This is a genomic window from Cohnella sp. OV330, assembly GCF_900112065.1.
Classification (GTDB): domain Bacteria; phylum Bacillota; class Bacilli; order Paenibacillales; family Paenibacillaceae; genus Cohnella.
Window position 1 is genome coordinate 117,492 of record NZ_FOKE01000004.1, and the last position, 21,084, is coordinate 138,575.

Consider the following 21,084-nt stretch of genomic DNA (forward strand, 5'->3'; position numbering starts at 1 on the left):
GAATTGAGTTACTATGAATATAGCTTTTACAGCTTCCACCATTTTCGTGAAGAGAGCGTGAACCGGGCGTGGGACAACTAGTGTGCGGCGGAGCGACGATGCAATGTTCGTTCGGTGCTGCCCCCTCCGTATTAAATGTGCTGCCGGCCAACCGGACGATGACCGCCATGCCGATCGCCAACATTATGGACAACAAGCCGTTCGTGAACATCATGCCGTTCGGCATGTGCAATTCGATGGCCAACCCCCTCGTCGCCTCGGCGACCGCCGCGGCGTTCGGCGCCTTGACGCCTATGCCTTGCGCGCCGGTGACGGCAGCGCCTTGGGCGCCGGGATCGCCGACCGTGATGGTCGCCAACATGCCCGCGCTGAATAATTCCTCCAAGTGCATGTGCAGCTACGGCGGCGTCATCCAGTTAAGTTCGCCAGGCCAATTTACGATACAGGTGCCCTAATTATGATCGAATCGATTCTTAAGCCGTTTATCAAGCCGATCCAACGGAAAATCATGCGGCCGCTCAAGCAATCCGCGAAGCTGCCGAAGATGTTGCTCAAATGGCTCATTCAATGGGCCCGCACCGTGCTCGGGAGCGGTCTGCGGTCGCTGGACAACTATTGGAAGATCGGCAGTTACTATATCGCCAAAAAGCTCGTCGTGCTAATCGTGCTCATAGGCCTCGCGATCGCCTACTTCGGGTTCATCAATCCGCCCGCTTTCGTCGACCGGTGGTTTTCGCGCACGCCTTCGATGGAAGCGTCCGCGGCGCTCGAGAAGGGCTACACCGGCAACGCCAAAATCGTGGACGGCGCGGGCAACCTCGTCTATGCCGGACCGCTCGCCAGCGGTCAGTTCAGCGGCGTCGGCAAGCTGTACGGCGACGGCGGCAAGCTGATCTATTTCGGGGACTTCGACAAAGGCGTGCGAGCCGGCTCTGGCGAAGCGTACGCGGCCGACGGGACGCTGCTGTACCGCGGCGGGTTCGCCGCCGACGCGTACGACGGCGCGGGCACGCTTTACGCGCCGGACGGCAGCGTGCTGTACGAAGGCGGCTTCGCCGCGGGCAAGTACGAAGGCGACGGCACGCTCTACGCCGCCAAGGACAAGCCGCTTTATGCCGGCGCTTTCGTCAAAGGACTTTATGAAGGCGCGGGCAAGCTGTACGGCGACGACGGCAAGCTCGTTTACGAAGGCGATTTTGCGGGCGGTCTCTACGCTGGCGCCGGCAAGCAATATAAAGGCGGCGCGCTGCTATATGAAGGCGTATTTGCGAGCGGGCTGCTGTCCGGAGAAGGAACCGAATACGCCGCCTCGGGCGCGCCGGTATACAAAGGAACGTTCGAACGCGGGCGCTATCAGGGAACGGGCTCGCTGCTCAACGAGCAAGGCGTCGCACTGTATACCGGCTCTTTCGTGGCCGGCCAGCGCGACGGCGAAGGCGAAGCGTTTAACGCGGACGGCACGCCGCTCTACAAGGGAACGTTTCGCGCCGACCAATATCAAGGCTTCGGCGCGCTGCTCGACGCAAACGGCACGGTCGTCTACAAAGGATTGTTCAGCGCCGGGCAAGCGGATCCTGCCGGCTTCCTCTCGATGGCTGCGGCGACGCTGCAGGAGAAGCTTGGAGCGCCGGATGCGCCTGCGGCGGGGACGGATGCGGAGACGGATGCAGAGCCAGATGCAGGGGCTGACGACGGGGCCGCTGCGCCTGATTCGACGGGCGGAGCCGAGTCCGGCGCAGGCGCGGGAACCGGCGGTGAAGCGGCCGGAGGCGCGAACGGCGGCGCTGCGGCCGGCGCAGGCGTTGGGAGCGGCGACGGCAGTGAGGCAACAGGCGCAAGCGGCGGCACGGCCGCGGGTACGAACGGCAGCGCTAGCGGGGGAGCGACTTCCGGCAACGGGGCCGGCGGCAATGGGGCCGCTTCAGGTGCAACCGCGGGAGGCGGCGACGGCAGTGCGGCTGCCGGTGCGAGCGGCGGCGACGCTTCCGGCGCAGGCAATGACGAGAGCGGCGCGGCCGCCGGCGCGAGCGCTGGTGCCGGTACAGGCGCGGATACCGGGGCCGGCAAAGATAGCGGCGCGGGTGCGGGCTCCGGCACGGGAACGGAAGCCGGAACCGATGCAGGCAGCACGTCGGATTCTGCCGCGAACGGCGGCACGGGGAGCGGCGCAAGCGGCGCAAGCGGCGGGCAGCAGAGCGCAGCTGCGAATACAGGAACAAATGCCGCAACGAACGGAAAATCCGGCTCAACGGCGAATAAAGTCGTCGCGCTTTCCAAATCGGTCCCGGGAACTGCCGCCAACAGTTCGACTACAGGCAGCGGCACCGCAACCAACGGAAGTTCGAGTAATGCGACCGCTACGAACATTGTCCTCCCTTCGATCGACGGCTTGAACGAAGTTCCCGAAGCCGATTCAGTGCTGGCGGCGCCGATCGAACTCGTATACAGCGGCGTCCAATTCAGCTTCAAGCTGGAGTCCGACCCCGACAATCCGGAAGCGTATGCCGTCACGCTTGTCCGGACCTGGAACAAATACGTCATGACATCGCTTCTCGATCGTCTGCAGAAGGCGGCCGTCAAAGGCGTAAAAACCGATAGCCTCGGAAAGCTCTATACGATGTCCTTTGAATGGAACGGTTTCCTTTACAGCTTTAATTACAACAACGGCAAGCCCGTTCGCCTGACGATTGGCCCTTTCCAGATTTAAGCTCGCTCTACCCGTTCACCCTTATCCCCTTGTCTCAGGAACGATCGTCGATCCTGAAGTAAGGGGATATTTACATGGGCGTAAGCATTATAAGCTTTCACGCGAGAAGGATGCCAAAAAAATAGGCTGGCTCAAAGGGATCGTACACCCCTGTGAGACAGCCTAGCCTGCAAAAGTACATCATCCAAGCCCTGCATATTGAGTTTGGCGATCTCTCGTGCAAAAATGCACGATAGATCGCCTCTCCGAGCAGGATCTCGACTGTTTGGGGTGAAAATCCTGCACTTTTGCCCGATAAGCGAGGAAACGAGCGGGATCGGACCGTCTATCGTGTACATTTGCATGATAGACGGTCCTGGATTTGATCTGAATAAGGACCTTCCTTCAACCATCTTTCAGGGCGAAACGACGGAAAGACGAATCAGTTAATTGAAAACGTCAAGTCTATTCCTTGCCCGGCGCCGCCTCGCGATAGAGAGCCGTCTCGGCAGGCGAATCTCCTGCGCCCTCCGCGCCTTCTTGCAGCTTTTTAAACGCCCACCAGCGAATGTTCAATTTGTCAGACTCGGCCGAGCCGTTGAGGCGCATGCCGATGCGGAAGCTGCCCTGCTCGGGATAGACGATCGTGCCGAAGTCGACGTTCGGCACGTCGGATTCGTACTCGGTGCCTTTGAACACGTCCTGAACGCCGTAATAGATCGAAGCCTTCAGCGTTTCTTGAGGCGCCAGGCCCACGAGGATCGTCACCTGTCCGGCGCCGAGCCCGTGCTTGATCTCGTCCGTCACGTAATTGCGCCTGCCGCGCGAGAAAAACTTCAAGCCCGTCTTGGCGTTCAATTCGAGCGGCACTTCGATCGTGCCCGTGGCAATCTCGTCCTGAATCGCCTGCGGACGCGGAATGCCAAGCTTGAAGTCGAACGCATTCCGTTCCGGATGATAATGGACGTCCAGCTTGGGCTTCGCGTCGTATTCGAGATCGTAAGCCTGCGACTCGGCAAAAAAACGGTGTAGCGAGCCTGCCCGGTCCGTATGGGACAACCGCTGCAGCAAGGAAGCGTTCGGTACGTATTCGCCGAAAGGCACGCGCTCGACCTGCTCGATCATATAAGTAGATCCGAGCTGAAGCAATCCGATTTTCGCGAGACACAGGTCCTGGTCTGCCGAGCCTTCTGCCGCCTGGTCCAGCGAGCGTTCGTACCAGGATTTTAGAATACGCTCCATGACCGGCTGTGAAATAATGTCCACGTGATGGACGGCGGCATGATCGATGGGCACGCGCTGGTCGCCGATCGTCAGCGTCACCGACTGCGGAGGCAATGCCAGCTTGGCGACGGTGTCCGGCCGGTCCTTCGCCTTGACGCTATACGTCAGCCGATACTCCGTATCCTGTCCGTCGCCCGGCTCCATGAAGTCGACATGCCTGCCGTCTCCGCCGACCGGATCGAAGCCGTCGGATTCGTAGTCGAAGCTGACCGCCACTCTGGCCGTCTGCAGCGTTTTTTCTACGACCAGCGTCACGTCGACGACGTCGCCGGGATTGACGTATTTGGGCATGCGCTGCGAGATTCGGACATGCGCATCCTGATACAGCACGGCGACATCCTCCAACAGGCGCACATGCTCGAAGCTGGCCAGGGCGGGCGCTTCCTCCTTGACGAACAGCCGGTAAGACTCCAGCACGCGGTTGTATTCGCTGACTTCCTCGCCCCGGATCGACGAGTTGCCGACGGAGTGAACGGGTTCGCGTCCCTTTTCGTCATAGGCGACGTACAAATAGACGTTTTTCTTATATTCGTTGTTCGTAAAGCCCTCGATCATGGACAGCTTCAGCGTGACAGGCGAAGGAATGACGACCTCCCGGCCCGAATAGTCGATGGCCAGCCCCATTTCCACCGTTACGGTTTTATCGTCGACGGCGACGACTTGCATGCCTGCGACGACGCCGCTCCCGAACAGCAGCCGGTTAAGCAGCCTGCGTTTATCGTTCAAATACTTTTGCTCCGACTCGAAGTCCCGAACCGTCAGCAGCTTGCCGTAAAAATACCGATTGCGCTCGAACGGGTACATTCTCGCTTTTCTCATCCGTCAAGACCCCTCCTCATCATCGGACCGCGCGGCGGCTCCGCTGTCGTCATTCCATCTCCGAATCCATCCCGAGACGCATATGCGCGTCGAGCCGGCGATTCATGTTCGCGTCCACGATCAACGTGTCGTTAGGCATCGAGCGATCGTCGCCCAGCGTGAAGATCGAAGGCTCGGCCAACACCGTGTTGACGCCTAGATACGTATGCAGGTCCAAATACATCCACGGCTGCAGCCACTCGAGCTTCGCCTCCGTATGCGCGGGCTTGATGTCGTCCACCAGCTGCCTGAGCAGCACCTTCTCCATGTCGCTGCGCGCCTGGTCCGGATGCAGCAGCACAGAGAAGGTGAATGGATCGTTTCCGTACAGCCGGTCGACGACCGCGCGCCAATCTCCGCGTTCGCGAAGCGCCTTGTACTGCGACGGCTCGACGATGATCGGCTTCATGCCCGTCAGCGTCTCGATCGCCCGCTCGATGCCGCGGCGCGTGCCGCGATACCGGTACATATCGGGCGCGGCGCGAATGAGCCGCCGGATCGCTTCGTCGCTCCAATACTCGTTCGTATCGAGCCCGAGCCAGGAAGCCAGCCATCGCAGCTGCCCGCCGCCGACCGTCTCCCGGTCGAACTGCCTGGCCATGCCGTCGATGCGTTCCTCCATCTCGTCGAACAACGTGCCGAACAACGCCAGATAGCGCTCCAGGAACCCCCGTCCGCCGGACTCCTGCTGATAGACCGCGGGCAAGTACGAGAGCAGCGTCTGCCTTGGAAAATAGACGCGCATTCGGCTGAGCGCCGGGGTACTGCGTTCGCTGCCGATCCATTCGACCAGCATCCACAAGTACCGTCCCTTGGCCCCGAAGAACAAGGCGTCGCCCGGATTGACGACCGGCTCCGACCAAAATTCGCGAAGTCCGCGGAGCTTTTCGACGGCGTTCAGATCGGTTCGCGCGATCCAATCGTCGATCCGCCAAATGCTGCCCTCGATCGTCCTGACCCCCGTGTCGTCCGCGAAATAACGCACGCGAAGCTGGGTCCCGTCCGGAATGTCGGCTTCTAACGTAAACTTATGCCACACCGTCTCCCGGTCCGCGCTGTCGAACGCCGAAGAGAGCCAAAAGCCTTCGAGCGCGCCGCCCCCCGGCATCGCCAGCGTCTGGGGCTGCAGGTCGAGCACGGCCAGCGTCTGCTGTTCGCCGTTCAGGATGTACATCCGGTCTTTGCCGTCGATGAGAATCGCGTCCGCTTTCCCGCGAAACCCGCCCACCTTGCCGATAAGCTCGCCCGACTCCTCGAACTGCAAAATAAACCGGTCGTCCTCGCCCTCGGACTCCATGCTGCGCGAGTCGCCCACGTAAATCTGTCGGCTCGAATCGACGGCCAAACCCGCGAACGAAAGCGGAGGCAGCATCATACGGGTCAACAGCTCGCCGGCTGCCGAAAAAGCGAACAGCGTGCGGCCCAGGCTGTCGTAGACGTACATGTCGCCGAGCGGCGATACGGTCAAGAAGGGCTGACCGTGCTTGCCGCCGTCAGCGGGCAGCTTTAGCGCAAACCGATCGTCCTCGATTGCGGCGATCAAACCGCCCGACAAGCCAAGTCTCAAAATACGCAGCGGCGCCTTGCCGGATAGCGGCGCAGCTGCCGCCTCTTCTTCCGAAGGCTGTTCGGCGAACGTGAGCACGTAGACGCCGCGGACGTCGGCATAAAGGGCCAGCGGCCGGCAATAGACGCCGTCCATCCACGCCCCCGTGCGACTCCATCGCGTCTGTCCGCTATTCACGTCGTAAGCGGCCAGCATCCGCTCGCCGTCCGGATCGGCGACGATGAGCGTGTCCCCGGTCGCCGCGAGCATCGCGGAGGCGGAAAACAAGCCGTGCCTTGAAACGAACAGCCGTTCATGATGCCGGCTATGCCTGTCATAGGTCCAAAGGTCGCCGGCGTCGTCGAGCAGAATGAGACGCCCGAACAGGCCGACGGCAAACGCGCTTACCATGCCCACGCCCTCGAGCTCCCCGAAAGCCGCCGTATCCAATACGCCGTATCTCGCGTCGCTGCGCAGCCGCACCGCGTCGCCGACGTCCAGGTTTTCCGCCTGTCCCCGGCGGCTCCAGTGCTCGGGCCTGTTCACCGAAAAATATAATGCTTCATCGTCCATCTACTCGCCTCCTCTCCGGTTCCTGTCGACCTGTTACAATTGGGTACGGCTCAGCAGCTCGATTCGATGCTCGCCGGAATAGACGAGTCCGTTCGGCGGCAGCAGCACGTCGCCTCCCTGACTTTTGCTTGCGTACCGCCCTTCGCCGTCCAGCCATAGATCCTGCACGTACGCCACGCCGCCGATCCGGCTGAGCGCGGCGAAGACGTCGCCGCGGTAGACCGGCCTTCCGAAAGGCCAGCCGGCCGCGGACTTGAGACTCCCCGAAGGACTAAGCAATTCGTTCAAAACGGCGGCGATTCGCTTCGTCTCGTGCGCGAACTGCGGTTCGACGACGATGACGGCATGAACGGTCACCTTGATATATTCGGGGGCGATCACGTGAACCTCGGTCCCGATCAGCCGTCGTTCGTCCAAATGGCGGGCGACGGTCTGCAAAAATCCGCGGCTCGGCTTCGGCGTCGGCCGGCGGCTGTAAGGCATGGCGACGACCGTTACCGCATGCGGCACCGGATCGGAGCGTCCTGGCGCATAAGCCGGGATGACGTGCACCCTGGCGACCCGAAGTCCCGGCGTCGACTTCGCGAGCGCTGCGAAGTCGTCGTCCGTGACGGCGCGATAAGGCTCGTGCCATCGCTGCTGCAAGCGCGCGATGCAATCGCTCACGCTCTCGCTCTCGGCCCCGCCATAGCCGTAGCCTGCATTGGCCACGGTCACGCCGTAGGCCCGCTGCTCCTCCGACACCCAGCCGGTCATCAAGTTCGGCTTGATGTTGCCCCGTTCGCCGCCGCCAAGCACGCAGACGACCAGGCACAGATTGAGCTCGTCGCAAGCCGCCGGAATCGCGCCGCGCTCGTCGTTGCCGAAGCGGATCTCGCAGGTATCCGGATCGAACGTGTAGTGACGGTCGAGCGGTCCTGAACGGTCAAAGTTCTCGACCGGCAGCCAATCCTCCCATAGCCATTCGCCCGCACGCTCGCCCGGCGTGCCGACCTGCAGCAGGAAGTGCTCCCGGCGGCGGCAAGCCAGATCGTAGACGGTAAAGCGCTGCATCGGCAAGCCGTTGCTTCGCCCGATGAAGCGTTTGTCCGCAAAGGTCTTGTCCGCATGGATGCGGCGAACCGCGCCGGGTCCGCCTGGCGGACGCATGCCGCGCTCTCCGTCGCCGAACAGGATGACGGCGCCGCCCGCGCTCGGCATGTTAACCGAGTAAACGCAGTCGTCCGGCCCGGCATCGCCGATGTCCGGCACCTCCCGCCATTCCCGCCATCTGCCGTCCCGCTCCCGCACCTGCACGCGCAACAGACCGTACCTCGACAAATAAGTGTCCGCGGGAAGCGTAACCGCTCCCTCTTCCGGAACGTCGTAATCGATCGTCTCGCTCAAGGTATCTCGCTGAACGACGAGCGCCGTGTGAAGCAAAATCCGGTCGATGCGAGGAGGCTCCTCGTAACCTTCCTCCTCGAGCACGCAGCAGATCCACCAGCGCGGCCTGTCATTCGCGGGGTGGACGAGAACCGGGCGAAGCGGCGCAGTCAATCGGATCGTGACGCGGCCGCTGAAGCTTAAATGCAGCGTCTCGTCGCCGACCGTCTCCAGCGGCAGCCATCCGGAGGCGCCGGTTTGCTCGTCGAACGCGTAGCCTCTCCAGGAAACTTTTGCGGACGGCACGATGACGGGAGGCGCGTACGCCTCCTCCGATGCTGCCGGCAAAGCCGCCGCGGCAGCGTCGAACGGAATCGGATGCCAAGCGTCGGGGCCGCCGTGCGCCCCTTCCTCCGCGAGCAAAACCGTCAGCTCGATCGGTTCCCCGACCGGAGGCTCCCGGTCGAACGACACGTAGAGCCTGCTCCCGGTCCTTGCATCCGCGCCGAACGCATAAAAAGCGACATCCCCCTGCGTATTGGACGCCGTGCGGTCGCTGGCTTCTCGTTCGGTGCGCGTGACGATACGGTCGACGGCGAGCGGTCTAAGCGTCGTGGATGAGGCGGTCTCGAAGGTTTGGTCCTCGGCGAGCAGCTTCGTTCCTCGCGGCAGCCGGACCGTCTCCCGGATGCCGTCGAACGAAGCGAGCGCCGCCGACGACGTCGCCTGACGCGGAGACTCGCCTAGCAGCTCGAGAAACTTGCGGCGGTTGCGATCGGGCACCCGGCTCAAATAAAACTGCTGCATCTCGCTGATCCATGCGAACAGCTCCAGCATGGTCATGCCGGGGTCGTGCGCGTTTTCGTCGGTCCACTCCGGCAGGCGCCGCTGAATGCCTTGGCGTGCTTCCTGCAGAATGCTCTCGTATGTGCGATCGTCAAGCGGCAGCTTGGGCAGCATCGGCGCCTTGCCTCCTTTTTAAGTTTATGGTGTTTCGCTTCGGATTTGCGTCGCGCGTTCGCCGATTATCCGAGCCGGGCCGTAACCTGATGGCTCCCGGATACGACGATGCCGTGCGGCAGGTCGCGAAGCGCGGATTCGGGCACCTCACGCGCCTCGCCGTGCTCGATGACGACGACGCTCATATGAAGCAGCTCGACCTCGAGCACCGTCCGTTCCGATTGAAGCAGGCCGTACAGCGCGGAGGCATGGACCGTCTCGCCGATTTGCCAGCCGCGTCCGTCGATCTGTCCGCCGCGCGTATCGAGGTACCGGTCCAACGCCTTGAGACAGGCCGCTTCGGTCGGTACGACATCGTCCGCGCTACCGGTCCGCACGATGGCTTTGACGGATATTTCTAGCAATGCCGGCGGCATGATCGTCAGCCGGCCGCCCTGCAGCAGCAGATTGGAAGCCTTGTCCCGAAGCGCGGCCTCGATCTTCTTTTTGATCTCCGGGAAAAAAGCGACGCCTTCGCGGCCGCCGAGCGGCAGCGCCACGACGACGACCTTGCCCGGCGCGCGCCGGAGACGCGCATCCCGTCCCGGCAGGCAGCGCACCTGCGCGATCGAGGGATCCGACTCCCGCACGATCCACTCCATGTCGGAGGCGGATACCGCGCGCCCGCGGTGACGGGCATGCTGCGGACCGCGCTCCATCGCGCGCGCTAGCGATTCCGCGTCGCCGCCGCCGACGGCCGCCGACGGATTGCCGACGCTGTCGACGAAGGCGAGCGGCTGCAGCAGTCCCCGGATCGCCCGCGCAGGCACGTTGCCGCGCGCGCCTTCGGTGACCTGGTACGTCACGCGCACTTTGTCGGTGCCCGCGAGCGGAAGCCCCATGCCTGATTTGCCGTCACCAAAACGCAGCCGTCCGGAAGCTTCGTCGATCGTATAATGCCGATCGTGCGGCAGCGATCCGGCGAGCGTCTCGACCGCCTGCCAACGAATCCAAACGCGCGTCTGGCGTCCTTCGCTGTCCCGATGCGCCTCGTACCGGTCCTCGTCCATTTCGGCCAGCGTCTGCTCGCCCACGAACCCCGTCTCCTCGACCCATACCTCTTGAGAGACGACCGGCGCGGCGGATAGCTGCCAGCCGTCGCTCGTCCGCTCGGGATATTCATCCCGCAGCGTCCGCCGCTGGACGACGGAGACCGCATTGCGATCGACGCGCAGCACCGTTGGAACCAACGCCCCCTTGTTTCCGAACCGACCGTCGCGGTTCAGCGCGCGCAGCCATACTCGCTCGACGCCGAACAGGCGTACCGGCTCCAGCCCCGGAGGTCCGGCGAATTGAAAGGCCCCGGATTCGGTAAACCCGTTTGTCGTATCCATCCCCTTGAGCGGTACCCAGGCGAAGCGCAGCCCGTCGCGGACGAGCGCTTCCCATTCGATCCATGGCGCGCCCTCGTTCGCGGGCACCTGCCTGCCGAGCTGAAACGACAGACGGATCGGCCCCTTCAAGGGCGCTTGATCAAAGCCTAAGTATACGGCCGGAGAAGGACAATCGATCGGCAAGAAAGGCCGGAACGGCTCTCCGCCTTGGCGCAGCTGCGCGGTCTTGTCCGTCCATTCCGCATTGTTGAGCGTATAGGCATGCGCCGGCGCGAGCCGGTCGTCGGAGGAGTAGGCGTACGTCAGCGACATGCGCGACAGATGCGGCGTCATGTATTCGACGACCGGCTGATTGACCGTATCCATGGCGGCGACGCGAACGCGAAGCCACCAGTCCCAAGTGCCGTTGACGAACGTCCGCTCCCAGTCGGCCGGGCAGTCAAGCTCAAGCGCGAAACTGCCGGCATGCTCCTCGGGCAAATTCGCGAACAGTTCCTCGTAGCGGCCGCTGCCCGGGAGGCGCATCCAGCTCTCGCCGTTCCAATACTCCCATAGCACGCGGCGGACATACAAACGCTGAGGCGGCTTGCGCGCGAAATCGGCCGTACGCATGACCATGCGCCAGCGCACCTCGGGATCGGGCGCCATGCGCAGCTCCCAAGGGTCCCACCGGGCGTCGAACCGCAGCGTCAGCCGGCTGCCGTGCTTGCTGAATGCCTCGGGACAAGCCAGATGGAACAGAGAGTATTGGAAAAACTGCTGTCCGAACGGGAAAAAGCCCGTGGCGTCCAGCTCCAGATCGCCCGAATATAGCAGCGCCGGCGGTATGCCCCCGGGATCTGCCGCCAGATCGTGCTCGCCCCGGAGCGACAGCTGCTCGACCTCTGGCAGCCGGGCAAGCGCCGGGGACACGGCAAGACCGTCTCGGTCGGGCTTGACCCGCGCGCGGATCCAGCGACCTTCCGCTTCGCCTACCGCGGAATTACCGATGCGTCCCTGGGTCGTCTTCCATAGCGTTACTTCGTTGCGAACGCTCGTCACCCGGTCGAACAGCCGCCAACCGCCCGAAGACTCGTCATACCAGGACCACTCGAGCCAATCCGTGTCGGCCATGCCGCGCGCAAGCTCCGGCTCCGCGTAGCGTTTGGCGGAATTAAACCAGGATAACGTCAGACGCGCCGGGTGGTTCAGCTCGAAAAGTCCGTCGTGCCTGATATACAGCTCGTGCCGCTGAAGATCGTCTCCCTCCGCGCCGAACACCGCGATCTCCGGCGCTGCGCCGGCCGCCGCCTCGTCCTCGTAAGCGCCGGAAGCGCGCACGATCATATCGCGCTGCGGATGGACGTTGATCCATTCGACGAGCCTGGCAGGCGTCACGAGGAGCGCGTGCTCGGTCTCGAACGAAATGTCTTCGCCGCCGTCCTGCGCCTCGGCCGTAAGCTGCGTCCCTTGGGGCACGTAAACAGGCTCATAGGCGCCGTCCGCCAGACGGAAAACGGCCGTCGCGCGTGCCGCGCGAGCAGGCTGGAGCTTGACCCCGAGCAGCTCGAGGAAGGATATGAAGTTGTTCAGCGGCGCGCGGTTCAAGCGCTTGACGTTTTCCTCCAGCATCTCCGCCGCCAGGAAAAACAAAGCGGTGCCTGCGTCGGGGTCGTCCGGCGAGAACCGCCATTCCGGCGTATAATGAGGCGCCATCGTTCTGAAGCGCTCCGCGAACGCCGCGACGTCGCTGCCGTCGATCGGGGGAGGCAGGCGCATGCCCGTCGTCTCCGTTGCATCTGGCTTCATGCCCTACAGTCCTCCCGCTGCGCTTTCACGTTATTTGGTGCCTTCGTCCAGATAAAACGGGTACACCTGATTGAACAGGTTGTTCGTCGATCGGACGACGTAGTCCACGGACAGCTTGATGCGGCCGGGCTGAGACGGATCCGTCTCGGCGCGCACCTCCACGTCTTTGACGCGCGGCTCCCAGACGACGATCGCCTCGCGCGCATCGCTCTCGAGCAAGCGCAGCGTCGTCTCGTCAAGTCCGGAGAAGGCGTACCCGGACAACCCGCTGCCGAAGCCCGGACGCATGACGCGTTCCCCGCGCGACGTCATGAGCACGATGCGGATCGCTTCCGCGATATCGTCCTCGCCCTCCGACATCAGCATGCGGCCGGTCGTTGCGTCGACCCCGACGGGGAAACGCCAGCCTTTGCCTAAAAACGAAGCGGACATGTCCTTTCCTCCCTGCCGCGAACGCCGGCAATCGCCGGTCGGCCGCGCTAGTTGATCTTGACCAGCGAGCCCTTGATATTGATAATGCCGTCGCTCTTCATATCGATGCTCGCCGACGCCTGCAGGCTAAGCTGCGCGGACGCCTCGATTTTCAGCTGGGTGCCTTTGATCTCGACGGCGTTCGGCGCTTCGATCGTGATCTTGCCGGTCTTGTCGAGCGTGATCTTGGCGCCCGCCGACTTGACGACGACCGTCCCCGTCCCGCCTCCGGTCAGCACGACCGATTGAACGCCGTCGTTCGTCGCCACCTCGACCTTGTTTTCTTTTTCCGAGATGTCGACTTTAAAGCCTTTGGCCGTCTTGAGCGTGATCTTGCCGTCTCCGTCGGTATCCTGAAAAAGCATCTCGTGCCCGCCGCGCGAGCGAATTTTGCGGATATCGTTTTTTTCGTGCTTGGCCGGCGGCAATGCGTTTTTGGTCCACAGGCTGCCGATGACGTACGGGAGCTTGAGGCTGCCCATCTCGAAAGCGACCAGCACCTCGTCCCCGACCTCGGGCACGAACAGCGTCCCCCGGTCGACGCCGCCCATGAGCGATGCGATCGGCACCCAGTCGGTCTCGTTGTCGTTTTCCCGCACCTTAAACTTGAGCTTCACGCGGTTGCGCTTCTCCGGGTCGCTGTTGTTCGTGACGGTGGCGACCATGACGCCGTTCACGCTGCCCGCGTTCGGCCGCGAAGCCGAGTAGTCTTGCCCCATCATATGGCGTTCCCCTCCACGTTGAAGCTGGTGACGTAGCCGTTCGTATCGATGGCATGAACGACATTGTTCAGCAGCATCGGCTGGTTGAACAGGCGGCCGACGTTCTGCAACTTGATGAACCGGCCCGCGCGAATCTCGGGGAGTCCGATGCATGTGCCCGAGCCGGTCACCAGCTCCATCGCCTTGTCGTGCATGATCGAGTCCGCGAGCTTCTGCGCGGCGGCGACCGTCGTGTCTTCCATGAATTCCGTCTCGATCAAATAAGACGAGAGCGCGCCCATGATATTGGGGCCGGATCGGCCGTTCGAGCCGATGATGTCGACCGCCTTCGACTTCGCCTCGATCGGCTCGTGCGTGTCGGGATCGATGCCTCTCACGACGACCTGCGTCACCTGGTTCGAGATGTCCACCTCCGCGGAGTAGCTCAGCAAGCTCTTGCCGTACGTGAGCGTGAGCACCTCTGCCGCGGAAGGATTGCGCTTTTTAAAATAGAGCTTCGACCCGACGACCATGAAGTCCCGTTCGTTGTCGAACGCAAGGGAATGCAAAAAGTGAAAATCGCTCACCCGGTGCTGCTCGATGCGCGGGATCGGCGACATCGTATCGTCGACGTCGGGCGTCAACCCGTACTTCGAAGCGATCTGCCGGGCGACGTCGCTCGCCTTCTTGTCCTTCCACTGGCTCGATTGCTTGCTTCGCATCATAAGCATCGACTTGTCCATGCCCTTGACGCTCACTACCGGCAGCCCGCCTGTCGGGTAATCGACGCCGACGCCGGTCACGAGGCCTTCGAAAACCGTTTCGAAGCGATCGGTATACCCCATCTTGATCGTGATCGATTTGCCGACGTCGACCAGGGAACCGAGCCAATTGAGCGAGCGGGCGACGGGATCGAAGGCGTTGGAGATGCGGAAGCTGAAGTGGTCCGAAAACATCCCGGTCCTCGACGTGACGCGCAGTCCTTGAACGGCCGCGCCGATCCGAACGAGATTTTGCCCGTCGATGAGAATCTCGAACGCCGGAGCGAAAAACGAACGGTATTTGCTCTCAAGCTGCGACAGCTCGTACGTCGTCGTATCGAACTTGACCGTCACCCGTCCTCACTCCAATCTCGGGATGATAAGCTTGCGCCCCGCCGGCAGGCGCCGCGGATTGTCGATGCCGTTGGCTTCGGCGATGGCCCGCCATTGGGACGGGTCCTCGTACTCCTCGGCGGCGATCATCCACAACTGCTCGTCCTGCTTCAGCGTCTTCTGCTTCGTGCGGTCGGCCGATTGGCGCGGCACCTGCTGGTACTGCTCCGTCATGCTCAGCACCGCGCGCAACGTTACGTTCAGCGTCGCCCGCACCGGAATGCCGGTGTCGAGAAACATCGTGAACCGCTGCGACACCTTTTCCGCGACGCCCTTGAAGTTGAGCGAGCCCCATACGAACCTGCACAAGGGCGGCGCGTGCAAATCGCTGTCGACCTGCAGCAGCCCGCTGATCTTCGCCGTATGCGCGCGGACGTCGGTTCCTTTTTCGTAAGTGTCGAAAAACAGATCCATCGTCAGCGTCGTCGCCTCTCCGCTCACGAACTGGGCGATCGGCGATTGCAGGCCGGGCACGGCATGCCACGAATAACTGTTGCCGGCCTGCAGCATATATTCGCCAGGATTGAACAGCACGTCGACCGTCTCTTGCGAATTGCTCTTGATGATGACGATTTTGGCTTTGGACAAGGCCATCGTGAATTCCTCCGTCAGTAGCCGCTAAGGCGCTGCTCGAACTTCATGCGGCGCATGAGCGCCGTGTACACCGTGTCGGCGAGCCGCTCGGGATCGAGCTCGGGCATCTCGCGCACCGCCTGCTGGAGCTGCTCGGTGCTCAGCCGCGGCGGCTCCTGCGCGGCTGGCTGCATCGGCTGCTGCTGCGCAGGCGCGCCTGCCTTAGGCGCGCGTCGCAGCTCCAGCTCCGCGGCTGGCGCGGGCTGAGGCTGCGCTTCCGCGGCGCCGGCTTGCTGCGCCCGGCGAAGCCGCAATTCGGCGGCCGGCGCCGGCCGGGGCTGCGCGCTTGGCGGGCTAGCCTGCTGCTCGCTGCGCAGTTGGAGCGCTGCGGCCGGCGTCAATGCCGGCTCGGCAGGCGATGCGTTCCGAGGCGCTGCCCGGTGCAGCCGAGCGGCCGCATTGTCGGCCTCGGCAGCGAGCGAAGGCGTGCCGGGCAAGCGAGCGGAAGCCGGCGTGCGTGCAACTACTCGCTGACGACCCGAGACCGATTGCGAACTCGGCGCGGGCAGCGCCGTCCGCAGGAGCGTTTGGCTCAGCGCCGGTCGGATGGAACGCACCGGCTGCGCGATCGAGAAACGCCCTGCGAGCGGGATCCGTGCGTCAGATGCGTTGGGCATTGACCGTTCTCTCGCAAGCATTCGCGCGGCCGGCGAGCTCGAAGCAGGCTTGGTATTTCTCGTTCGGTATGCGATCGACGCGGTCTGCATCTTGCCTGTCCGTGTCGTCTGTCGACCCGGTTGTTCCCGCTGAATCGGACGCGTCTTGGTCTCGTCATGCACGATCCGCGGGTTCGCCGCTCCCCGCGTCGAACGTAAGTCCGTCACAGGCCCTGCAGCCGAATCATTTCCGCTAATTTGCGTAAATCTATCGCTCTGTCTAGCCACGACGCCGTCCACTGGAGCATTCGCTACGCTGACTTCGCTGAAGCCGCTGCTCCTTGTGAACGAAGTCGCATTACCGGCTGCTTCAATCGCAGGGTTCGCTGCAAGGCGGTGCGTAGGCAGCGTGCCTTGCGCCCCGCTTGCACGCAACCGCCCATCGACCTGTTTCAACCGTTCTCGCATCGTTAGCCGTGCTATATAGGCCGGTGCCACGGATTCTCCTGGCTGCTGACTGCGTTTCAACTCCGGTAAACGCGCGGCGGCTGCGAAGCCGTTGGCATCATAAAGCTTCTGCTGCTGAACCGAAGATTGCGTTCGATCCGCCGTCTTTCGGGCTGCACTGGATTTCCTGACGGTCATAGAGCCAGAAATCCTCAGCGAATCGCTTATCCCAGCGCTATGGCCGTCCGCGATCGTCATACGCTGCCGATCGTCGATCCCCGATCTCATTAGACGCGCACCGGCCTGAAAGGCGTTGCCTCGATGCTGTGTCAACAGATCCGGACTCCGCAGCCTGGACAATCCAATCGCGCCTGCACTGCGACCGATCTTTCCGGCAGCATCGCTCGTAGAATCGACCAATCCGACAGGCGTACCTACCGCTGCGAAGCGACCCGACCTCGTCTTTGCTTGGCCGGCGCGATCGGACGACAGGCTGCGGACGGCGCCGAGCTTGAAAACGAGCCGCGGCGCTTCGAATGCCTTCACCCCGCGAACCTGTCCCCCCGTTCCGCGGTTGGAGGAACTTGGTCCTTCAGGTTGAAGCACCTTTTCGCCGATCGGATCTCCTGCGGTTGCGGCATGGCGGTTTGCAGTTTGCTGTGCGTTAGCCCCGTTAATACGGTCTTTTCTATCGATGCGCCTGACATCCACGGCCCGGCCTTCGATAGGAAGGCCAAGCCGCGCATTGCGTTTAAGCACCAACGCCGGTACCGAACCTGCGTGCATGCCTTCCTTGGAAATGGTGCGGCCCAAGCTGCGAAGGCGCGCGGTCTGCAGGCGCACTTGTCCGACGTTTGGCAGCGTCGCAGTCGCATCGTTTTTTAATCGCTCCGTTGCTTCGGCTGGCAGCCGTCTCGAAGCACGGTGAGGCTGCTGCGCGCTGCGAGACAATGGCTCCACCTGCTCGCGAGTCTCGTTCTCATGGTTTGCCCGATGCCGCCGAGCGTGGATACCGCCCCATTGACGATTGCTCGCCTGTTGACCTCCAGCATTCTCATGAACGAAACGCGTCGAAGGATCCGACGAATCAGACAAAGCGTCGTGGCGTATCAGCTTGTGCCCGTTTTCTCTATTGGAATTCGCTGTATCTGCCGTCGACTCTATCGTTTGAAAGGCCGGCGTTCCCTCCTCGACGGACTGCCAACGGGAAGCGTAGACACGATTCAATCGGGTTGGCATCGCCCCCGGCACGAACGCCCGACGCGCGGCGCTGTGTACCAATACGCTTAGCCGCGGCTCCGCTTCCCTTTCAATCGCTCGCGCGGACAGCGATATGCGAAAGGGCCATGATGAAAAAGGCTCTTGAAGTCGCGCTCCGTTAAGGAAAGGATCGTTAGACACAGGCTCCATACTTAAGCCTGGCATGTGTTTGTCGATCGTCAAATCGGCTGCTTGCAATCGCTCCGCGTCTAGCGGCGGTGCCAGGGAAGATGAAACTTTGCTAGACTCGCCCCCGTCAATCGACGTTTCGCCGCTCTCGCGGCTGCCCGGAAACAGCTCGTGGCGACGAACGCTCTCATACGTGCCTATGGTGCCAGCGGATCGTCCATCGCGAACGCGATTATCGTTCGTCCACTCAGGGCGATTACCCTGCATAACTGCCGGCGTTTCCTGCGATTCCGGTTGTTTTTGTGCAGCGTAGTCGTTGTGCAGGTGACGCCCGGTCGACCGCTCACCGGCATCTTTTACCCGTTTACCGCCGGATGCACCGGAATCAGAATTCGAGTCACGCAAAGTATCGTCGCGATTCCCGACGCCCTCGGCGTTCGACGCCAAGCGCGCGTCATCATTGCTGGATCCGTTTTTTTTCGCAAGTGAGCTCGGCAGTTCGCTTTGATAGCCGTATGGCGCTCCTGCCGTCTCCTGGCGTTCGGGCTCATGCGGATGAACAGGCACCGATTCGTTCCTCCGGCTTTGACCGTGAGACTGTATTAAGCCAGTCGGCTGCCGGGCATCCGAGGGATTAGGCTGCACGTCGCGTCGCTGTCCCGATTCAATGGCAGCCGGATGACCCGATTGCCCCGTGCCCGGACGGAAGGAGACTCCCGAAGTTCGATCCTGAGAAGGATTAGCCCCCCTTAGCTGTCGACGGACCTGCGCATGTACAAATCCCGGCGTGGACAACGTCATCTGTCTGACAGCGGAAAAATCCGATCCCGCTGGACCGGCTGCCAGACGGGCCAGCAGCTGGCGCACGGCAGGCGCCGACAATGCGATGCTTCTCTTGATCGGCGCCGGCTCGCGGCGATCGGCACCAGGCAAACCTAAGTTTTTCGCAGAAGGCCGCTGTAAAAATCGCGCACGCATCCGCCCTGCGCGGCTAGCGGCTTTTACTGCGCCACGAATCCCGGGATACGGCGCACTCGGATGAGCCGAATCGCGTTTCGATACTTTCGAATTCGAAGCGGTATCTCCCGTGCGACGGAGCGGCGACCCGGACATTGGCGGCCTCAAGTCGGCTTGGCGCTCGTCGATGCGACTGCCGCCATTTTCAGCCGCTATAAGCGGATCGGCTTGAAGCGATTGCTCCGATTGCAAAAGCAATGCCTCATCTAACTCGGCATTTAACTCGGCATTTAACTCGGCATTTAACTCGGCATTTTCCTTCAGATCCTTTACGCGCTCCGTCCGCTCCCGATCGCGGCTGTCGGACGCCGTCAGTCGGTTCTGCTGCCGGGGCTCATCGCCGCCGGCGTTAGGCCGCTTGCGTTGCGAGGGGACACCTGCTTCCATCCCGCGTGCTTGCCGTCCACGCTCGCGCAAGTCCGTTTCCGGCGCCTTTCGCTCCTGCTCTCTACGGTCGCCCGCCTCCGGCTGCCGCTTTTGCTGCCCACGTTCGCGTCCGCCGATTACCGGCTGAGACAAAACACTGCGCGCCTCGGCACGCGCCGAAACCGCGCTCTCTCCGCCATGCTCGCGCCGACCGGCATCCGGTCTCGGCTGCGCAGGCGTATACGGTACTTGGACCGCCTGCTCCCTCACGATCCGCTGCTCTCTTACGATGCGTTCGACTTCGCGTACGACGACGGTATGCCGTTCGACGACGCGTTCCTTGACGATCGTGCGGACCTCGCCGCGCATCGGCGAGCCGTACGGCTTTATGGAAGCAGGAGCCGAATGCGGACGCTTCTGTTCGAGCGGCGAATAGCCCGACCGCGCACGCTTGGTCGAAGTCGGTACCGCGCGGAAAACAAGAGCGGGCCGGGCGGACTGCGCCTGACCGCGAAGCGAAACGTATTTGCGCTTGATCGCATCGGCGAAAGCGCCGTTCTCCGGCTTGGCGCCGGCCGCCGAAATGCGGAGAAGCCCGCCTTTGATTCGCTTCATGCTCCTCCTCCTTCCGCGCGGAACGCCAGCGAACGGCGCGGCCGCATGACGCGAACGCCTTTTTTTATTTCTTGGAGAAAATCGCCTTGATGCCGTTATGCACCAGCTCTACCGATTCGATCGCGACATCGCTCGACCTTGCATCGAGCGCCGGTCCCGTCCATTTAACCGGGTAGGCCTCGAAAAAATTCCAGCGGCACAGTTCTTCGCCGTCCTGACGGTACAAGATGATTGAGCCGCTCTTGCGCGTCACCGAGCCGCGAACGGTCTGGTCGTACCAGTCCCACAGCGCCGAAGATGAGGAAAAACCGCGACGCAGCACGATCTGGGCGAATCGCGTCCCTTTTGGAAAACGATGCGTATAACCGTTCACGCCGCCTTCCCGATATTCCTCGTATTCCGTCTGCGATTCGAGCCCTTGTACGTCGGAGAAGCCGGCCACCAGCATCCCGTCCAGCTCCACGTCGAAGCGAAAGCTGCCGAGCACGTCGCGGGTATTGCCGTTCGCCCCCATAACGTCGGTCACCTCCTGCCGAATACGTCGAACGGATTGTTTTTATCGGGCTCGTCATTCAGCTTCTTGTTGATCTTAGATATCTCGTCGCACCACCGTCTGCGCTCGCGATGCTCCATATTCATGATGTCGTCGTGCGGCCAATGGAAGTAGTAAGCGATAAAGCCGACCTCTTCGTACAACCGGTCTGCGGCGTACGTTACGAGAGGCCCTCCGCTACGGACAAAAAATCCACTTCCACCTCGAACTCGTGATCGCATTTCGGACATGCCGTATGCAATTTAGGTGTTTCAAGATCGTTAATCTGGCGGTATATATTCTGAAGATAGGACAAGTCTGCCGTAAACAGCTTTTCGATTACCTTCGTATCGATGTGCTTCAGTTCGCCGAGACGCGTCACCACGCGCGCGAGCAGAATGACGGTCAAATAGCTGGCATTTTGCTGGACGCGAGGATCTCTCATGGGCAAAATCTCGTCGGCGGCCGTCGCCAGCCTCATGACGCCGCGCTTGTGCAAATTGCCGGCATCGTCGACGTAGCCGCGAGGAAGCTCGAATTCATATTCGGTTTGAAAGGCCATGATGTTCCTCCAGTCATAAAATCAAATTCGCGATCAGCCACGCGGACGGCATCCTCTTCGGATACGCGCATCCACCTGGCGGTAACGGCGGACTGCAAGAAAAGCGGGTCGAAGCACGCGACCTGCGCTTCTGGCAACCGGCTACATAAGCGATGCGCTTCACCGGCC

General features: G+C 62.2%; 14 protein-coding genes. 2 read left to right on the forward strand and 12 right to left on the reverse strand.

Going from position 1 to position 21,084, the window contains the following annotated elements:
- Positions 1-80 precede the first annotated feature (80 nt).
- On the forward strand, positions 81-455 hold the full coding sequence (locus BM235_RS10465) for a DUF4280 domain-containing protein (RefSeq protein WP_255374350.1): 375 nt from the start codon (positions 81-83) through the stop codon (positions 453-455).
- Positions 456-457: 2 nt separating this feature from the next.
- Positions 458-2,707 carry an MORN repeat-containing protein gene (locus tag BM235_RS10470; RefSeq protein WP_090112520.1) on the forward strand — a complete coding sequence of 750 codons (2,250 nt, stop codon included), beginning with the start codon at positions 458-460 and terminating at the stop codon, positions 2,705-2,707.
- A gap of 444 nt (positions 2,708-3,151) precedes the next feature.
- Here the strand turns inward: BM235_RS10470 and BM235_RS10475 are convergent, their stop codons facing one another.
- The 12 genes from BM235_RS10475 to BM235_RS10540 form a co-directional block, all read right to left on the reverse strand.
- Entirely contained in the window at positions 3,152-4,789 is a 1,638-nt protein-coding gene (locus tag BM235_RS10475) for a hypothetical protein (RefSeq protein WP_090112522.1), read from the reverse strand.
- A 49-nt stretch (positions 4,790-4,838) separates the two neighbouring features.
- Positions 4,839-6,947 (reverse strand): phage tail protein, encoded by a 2,109-nt coding sequence (locus tag BM235_RS10480; protein WP_090112524.1) that lies wholly within the window; start codon positions 6,945-6,947, stop codon positions 4,839-4,841.
- A gap of 33 nt (positions 6,948-6,980) precedes the next feature.
- Complete coding sequence (locus BM235_RS10485) at positions 6,981-9,272, reverse strand: putative baseplate assembly protein (protein WP_090112526.1); 2,292 nt, start codon at positions 9,270-9,272, stop codon at positions 6,981-6,983.
- Between the two features lie 65 nt (positions 9,273-9,337).
- Entirely contained in the window at positions 9,338-12,433 is a 3,096-nt protein-coding gene (locus BM235_RS10490) for a baseplate J/gp47 family protein (protein ID WP_090112528.1), read from the reverse strand.
- A 30-nt stretch (positions 12,434-12,463) separates the two neighbouring features.
- The gene (locus tag BM235_RS10495; protein ID WP_090112530.1) at positions 12,464-12,865 is read right to left on the reverse strand and encodes a GPW/gp25 family protein; all 402 of its coding nucleotides are present in this window, start codon (positions 12,863-12,865) and stop codon (positions 12,464-12,466) included.
- 47 nt (positions 12,866-12,912) lie between these two features.
- On the reverse strand, positions 12,913-13,626 hold the full coding sequence (locus tag BM235_RS10500) for a phage baseplate assembly protein V (RefSeq protein WP_090112532.1): 714 nt from the start codon (positions 13,624-13,626) through the stop codon (positions 12,913-12,915).
- Positions 13,623-14,720, reverse strand: coding sequence for a phage late control D family protein (locus BM235_RS10505; RefSeq protein WP_090112534.1), 1,098 nt, complete (start codon positions 14,718-14,720; stop codon positions 13,623-13,625). The genes BM235_RS10500 and BM235_RS10505 overlap by 4 nt, the downstream gene beginning before the upstream one ends.
- A gap of 6 nt (positions 14,721-14,726) precedes the next feature.
- On the reverse strand, positions 14,727-15,353 hold the full coding sequence (locus BM235_RS10510) for a CIS tube protein (protein ID WP_090112536.1): 627 nt from the start codon (positions 15,351-15,353) through the stop codon (positions 14,727-14,729).
- Between the two features lie 14 nt (positions 15,354-15,367).
- A complete protein-coding gene (locus BM235_RS10515) occupies positions 15,368-16,216 on the reverse strand; it encodes a hypothetical protein (RefSeq protein WP_143106667.1) in 849 nt (282 codons plus the stop codon).
- A 3,670-nt stretch (positions 16,217-19,886) separates the two neighbouring features.
- A complete protein-coding gene (locus BM235_RS10530) occupies positions 19,887-20,336 on the reverse strand; it encodes a phage tail protein (RefSeq protein WP_090112543.1) in 450 nt (149 codons plus the stop codon).
- 8 nt (positions 20,337-20,344) lie between these two features.
- Complete coding sequence (locus BM235_RS32025; protein WP_369803499.1) at positions 20,345-20,605, reverse strand: DUF6760 family protein; 261 nt, start codon at positions 20,603-20,605, stop codon at positions 20,345-20,347.
- Positions 20,536-20,916, reverse strand: coding sequence for a hypothetical protein (locus BM235_RS10540; protein ID WP_090112547.1), 381 nt, complete (start codon positions 20,914-20,916; stop codon positions 20,536-20,538). Before BM235_RS10540 ends, BM235_RS32025 begins: the two co-directional genes overlap by 70 nt.
- Positions 20,917-21,084 lie beyond the last annotated feature (168 nt).